This window comes from uncultured Marixanthomonas sp. (assembly GCF_963974425.1).
GTDB lineage: Bacteria > Bacteroidota > Bacteroidia > Flavobacteriales > Flavobacteriaceae > Marixanthomonas.
This window is the reverse complement of record NZ_CAXBCK010000081.1, coordinates 1-4333: the sequence shown is the minus strand read 5'-3', so window position 1 is coordinate 4333 and position 4333 is coordinate 1. Positions and strand designations below refer to the sequence as shown.

Below are 4333 nucleotides of genomic sequence, written 5' to 3'. Positions count from 1 at the left end.
GCAACGCTACAACTCGCCCACTACTGTCGCAGATGTCGTACATAGCGCTGTGTTTGGCCAAAGCTGACAAACATGACCCTGAACGAAGAACAGATAAAAGACATTGCCGAACTGTTGGACAGCGGAATGATCTGCTTTTACCATCTGCCCACGGGAACAATTGATTCGCATCCTGACCCGAACGATCCGTATTTCGACGCTGAACAATGGGAAGACATCATCGATAGAATTGAAAACGACTGGGACAACTATGAACGGTTTGAAAAAATGGAATCATACGAAGGTTATAAGGTGATCGAGAATTTTGCATATTCCTTATCTGATGAGTATTTTAGAGACAAGATTTTGAACGCCATTTCGAGACGAAAACCTTTTCAGAACTTTAAGAATTTAATTGACTCATCTCACTATCGCCAAAACTGGTTTGACTTCAAAAACAAAGCGTATATTAACTTTGTGAAACGACAAATCGAGATGAAAGAAAAATAAAAACCTGGTCAACAATGGCTAAGCTTCAGGCGGGCTGAAGGCTGTCCGCAAGGTTTTTGCTTATCTGCTATCTTTGGTCACGGCAAGACTGACAGGTTAGCGTTTGCAAATCCCACTCGAAATCTTAGCCGAAACCATTGAAAAATGATACTGAATTTTAAATGCATACAAGATTTGGCTATTTATAAAATCAAGTAAATAAGTGAAGACTGAAACCGAAAAATGATAAAAAATAAAAAAGCTAAATGGATTGTAAGGGCGATATTGCTTGTTGGAACAATAGTGTCCTTGTTTTTCGTTCCATGGATTTTGGTAAAGGCCTGGATTTTGCCGCTACCTGATACTGTTCAAGAACAAGTAGATGAAGCAATAGGAAATGGTTTTGACGGCATGATTGTGTATGTTGACCAAGCAGGAAAACCGCCAGAACATTACACTGGTGGTTGGAAAGATAGAGAAAATAAAATACCAGCCGACCCAAAATCATTGTTCAAAATTGCTAGTATTAGCAAGTTATATTCCGCTGTAGCAGCTACTAAATTGGTCAAAGAAAAGCGCTTGTCCTTTGATAAAACACTCGCTGCTTATCTTCCAGAACTTAAAGGTAGGATTGAAAATGCTGAAGAAATTACCTTAAGGATGATGATTCAACACCGTTCAGGTATTCCAAATTTCACAGATAATCCGGATTATTGGGAAAACGAACAAGAAAATGGCCAAAATGCCTTAGATTTTGCTCTCGACCTACCAGCCAGTTTTATTCCTAATGAAGGATATGAATATTCAAACACGAATTATTTATTGCTTCGTAGGATTATGGATGATGTTTTAGGGTATAGCCACCATCAGTATATGAAAGAGAAAATATTGATTCCCTTAGAGCTAAAAAATACCTTTTTTTCGATTACTGAAGTTAATTTAGATGATGTTATGAGTGGATATTATGTAGGTTATGAGGAAGATTTTAAAGCCCGTGAATATGGAATGTTGGCTACAGCAGAAGATGTGGGTATATTCTTGCGAGCCTTAAATGATGGTTCGGTATTTGAGGAGGGAGAAAAGGAAATCTATCCTTACGAATACAACCATGGAGGTTTGGTCGTTGGCTATCAAAGCCTTGCAGAATATCACAAGGATATTGACGCGGTAGTGGTTCAATTTATTAATACCACTGATTTTAATGGTTACGAATGGAACTTATCGGAAATTACAATTAACCGAATTGTAAAAATTATTAAAAAGCAGAACTAGCCACAACAATGTGTATTTTTAGGGAAGGCTATAGAATTACAGCAGATACTGCACTAAGATTAAGTAAGTATTTTGGGAATTCTGCAAAGTTCTGGCTAGGACTCCAAGACGATTATGATATTGAAGAGGAAAAAATATCGAAAGAAGACGAGCTAAATTCAATAAAACATTACGAAAATAAGAACCTTGCCTAACAATGCTATAATTCATTGATTAGCTTATTTACTACAATTCAAAAGTTTTCGTACTTTAGGTCGGCATGATCCCTGCTCGATTTGATTAACATCAAATCTCAGCAACGGAATCATATCCTAACCGTTGTGTGCAACCTGAAAACCCAAGTGACAATTAATGGAATTTGATAAAAATATATTGTCTTTTTTAAAACCAAAGTTATTAGATGAATTAATTAAGAAATCTACCCTTAAGGAATTTTCAAAAGGCACTGAAATTTTAAGAGAAGAACAATATGTAAAAGTATTACCTATAGTGATTAATGGCCTTGTAAAAGTTTATTCTCGATTTGATGAAAAAGAATTACTACTTTATTACATTGAACCAGCTCAAAGCTGCGTAATGACTTTTTATGCTGCTTTAAAAAACACGCCAAGTAAGGTTTTTGCAACAACTGAAGAAGAATCTAAAATTCTTCTAATTCCTATTCAGTATTTACCAAATTGGCTTCAGGAGTATCCAGGTTTTAATGACTTATTTTATAATCAATTTAATTTACGTTATTCTGAGCTTTTGGACACAATTCGTCATTTACTATTGGACAAAATGGATAAGAGACTTTACGACCATCTTAAAAAGAAATCAGATTTAACTAAAATTAATTCCGTTAAAATGAGTCATAGTCAATTAGCAAATGAATTAGGAACTGCACGTGAAGTAATAACTAGGGTTTTGAAAAAACTTGAGACTGATGAAAAAGTTATTCAGAATGCAGGTGAAATAAAAATTATTAGTGAGTGGTGACTACAGTCACTGCATACGTCCATAACACCACATACCTTTGTAGAGCAATAATGCTACAATATTTTATTTTTTAAAAGATGAAAAAAAACATGGGAAGTGCAGATAGAATTATTAGAATAATAGTCGCTGCAATAGTTGGATTTCTTTATTTTACAGGAACAATTTCGGGAACATTAGGTATAATCCTTTTAATTCTTGCAGGAATTTTCGTTTTAACCAGTTTAATTAGCTTTTGTCCTCTTTATGCACCATTTGGTATTCGCACCTGTTCTATAAACAAAAAAGAATAATATCTCTATTGATCACACAATAAATAATCTTGTATTTAAGTTGATAATTGCCCTACAGGATCTACAATTAATTTTATTATTCAAGAGGTAAATATTGGGATAGATAAACATCCAAAGGCTTTGAACCAAAAAAAATAATACTCAAAAACGATATTTATGAAAAAAAGATTTTATGTAAGTATATTAGTAATGCTATGCTTCTATACATTGTCTTCATGTTCAAATAACGACGACGATGGAGGCGTAAATAATAATAGTGAACAATTAGCCCAAGTTGAAAATACTGTTGAATCAGGAACTTGGCGAATAACTAATTTCATAGATTCTGGAGAAAATGAGACATCAGATTTTGCAGGATATAATTTCTCATTTAATTCCGACGGTTCTCTCGTTGCAACAAATGGAACCGACACTTTAACTGGCACATGGTCAGTTACGGACGACAGCAGCAGTAGTGACGATGATATTGATTTTAACATTTTCTTTCCTGTTCTTGATACAAATGATTTTGAGGATTTAAACGATGATTGGGATATTATATCATATACATCTACTAAAATTGTACTTATAGATATAAGTGGAGGAAATGGAGGTACAGATAATCTGACATTTGAAAAAAATTAAGGCAGCACACAACAAAGTAGCCTTACACGAGTACCGGCAACAGAACCAGTAATTCTTTTACCATTCAAAGTCACTTTTTTACCTTTCCCAGTTTTGCCGGACACTTTACTTTTGTAATGTAAATTTTAATTCAAATAATATTCTAAAAGGATACATCATGATAACTGCAGTAACAGTAGCAACAGGTCAATTGGGACAGCTGGTTGTAGAACAACTAAAAATTTCATTTATACGATTGCTTTCCTTGCTCTGCGTACTTTATTTTAATTTGATGATATTTCCAAATGATTTATCAGCGCAAACGAATACTGCAAAAAGTAGTCCTATACAGGTAACAGTTTATAATCCGGATGATTTATATAAAGGCTATCTTTTATGGCATCAATCCGACGAACTGCAAGAAGATGTTGAAAACATTAGTTTGCTTACCGACGAAAACGGGAATGTAATCAACACCTGGAAAACCAATTTAACATCGGGTGGGGCTCCAGCATATCTTTTAGAGAATGGATTATTGATCCGAACGGGTATCTTGAACCCGGAAACATTTAGTGGTGGCAGCATAGCATCAACAAATACTATACAGATTGTTGATACCGAAGGGAATGTCGTTTGGCAATATAATTCTCCTGATCCGGAAAAAATATTCTTTCATGGATACTTCGGTTCGTTTTGTGCCACCCATTTCGGAGTTATAGTGC

Annotated in this window: 5 protein-coding genes and 2 pseudogenes; all 7 read left to right on the top strand. The window is 34.7% G+C overall.

What is annotated here, in order from left to right:
- The first annotated feature begins 72 nt into the window (after positions 1 to 72).
- A complete protein-coding gene (locus tag AACZ92_RS16095; RefSeq protein WP_339703588.1) occupies positions 73 to 489 on the top strand; it encodes a UPF0158 family protein in 417 nt (138 codons plus the stop codon).
- A 222-nt stretch (positions 490 to 711) separates the two neighbouring features.
- Positions 712 to 1740 carry a serine hydrolase domain-containing protein gene (locus AACZ92_RS16090; protein WP_339703585.1) on the top strand — a complete coding sequence of 343 codons (1029 nt, stop codon included), beginning with the start codon at positions 712 to 714 and terminating at the stop codon, positions 1738 to 1740.
- Between the two features lie 32 nt (positions 1741 to 1772).
- Positions 1773 to 1934 (top strand): annotated as a pseudogene (locus AACZ92_RS16085) (addiction module antidote protein, HigA family); the annotation flags it as partial.
- Between the two features lie 157 nt (positions 1935 to 2091).
- Positions 2092 to 2718: a Crp/Fnr family transcriptional regulator gene (locus tag AACZ92_RS16080; protein ID WP_093979444.1), complete on the top strand. Its 627-nt coding sequence runs from the start codon at positions 2092 to 2094 to the stop codon at positions 2716 to 2718.
- Between the two features lie 77 nt (positions 2719 to 2795).
- Entirely contained in the window at positions 2796 to 3008 is a 213-nt protein-coding gene (locus tag AACZ92_RS16075) for a DUF2892 domain-containing protein (RefSeq protein ID WP_093979443.1), read from the top strand.
- A gap of 189 nt (positions 3009 to 3197) precedes the next feature.
- Entirely contained in the window at positions 3198 to 3632 is a 435-nt protein-coding gene (locus AACZ92_RS16070) for a hypothetical protein (protein ID WP_093980645.1), read from the top strand.
- Between the two features lie 157 nt (positions 3633 to 3789).
- Positions 3790 to 4333: pseudogene (locus AACZ92_RS16065) on the top strand (hypothetical protein); the annotation flags it as partial.

Coding starts and splice junctions, on each gene's coding strand:
- AACZ92_RS16095 (WP_339703588.1), top strand. CDS start 73: ATGACCCTGAACGAAGAACAGATAAAAGACATTGCCGAACTGTTGGAC.
- AACZ92_RS16075 (WP_093979443.1), top strand. CDS start 2,796: ATGAAAAAAAACATGGGAAGTGCAGATAGAATTATTAGAATAATAGTC.
- AACZ92_RS16080 (WP_093979444.1), top strand. CDS start 2,092: ATGGAATTTGATAAAAATATATTGTCTTTTTTAAAACCAAAGTTATTA.
- AACZ92_RS16070 (WP_093980645.1), top strand. CDS start 3,198: ATGCTATGCTTCTATACATTGTCTTCATGTTCAAATAACGACGACGAT.
- AACZ92_RS16090 (WP_339703585.1), top strand. CDS start 712: ATGATAAAAAATAAAAAAGCTAAATGGATTGTAAGGGCGATATTGCTT.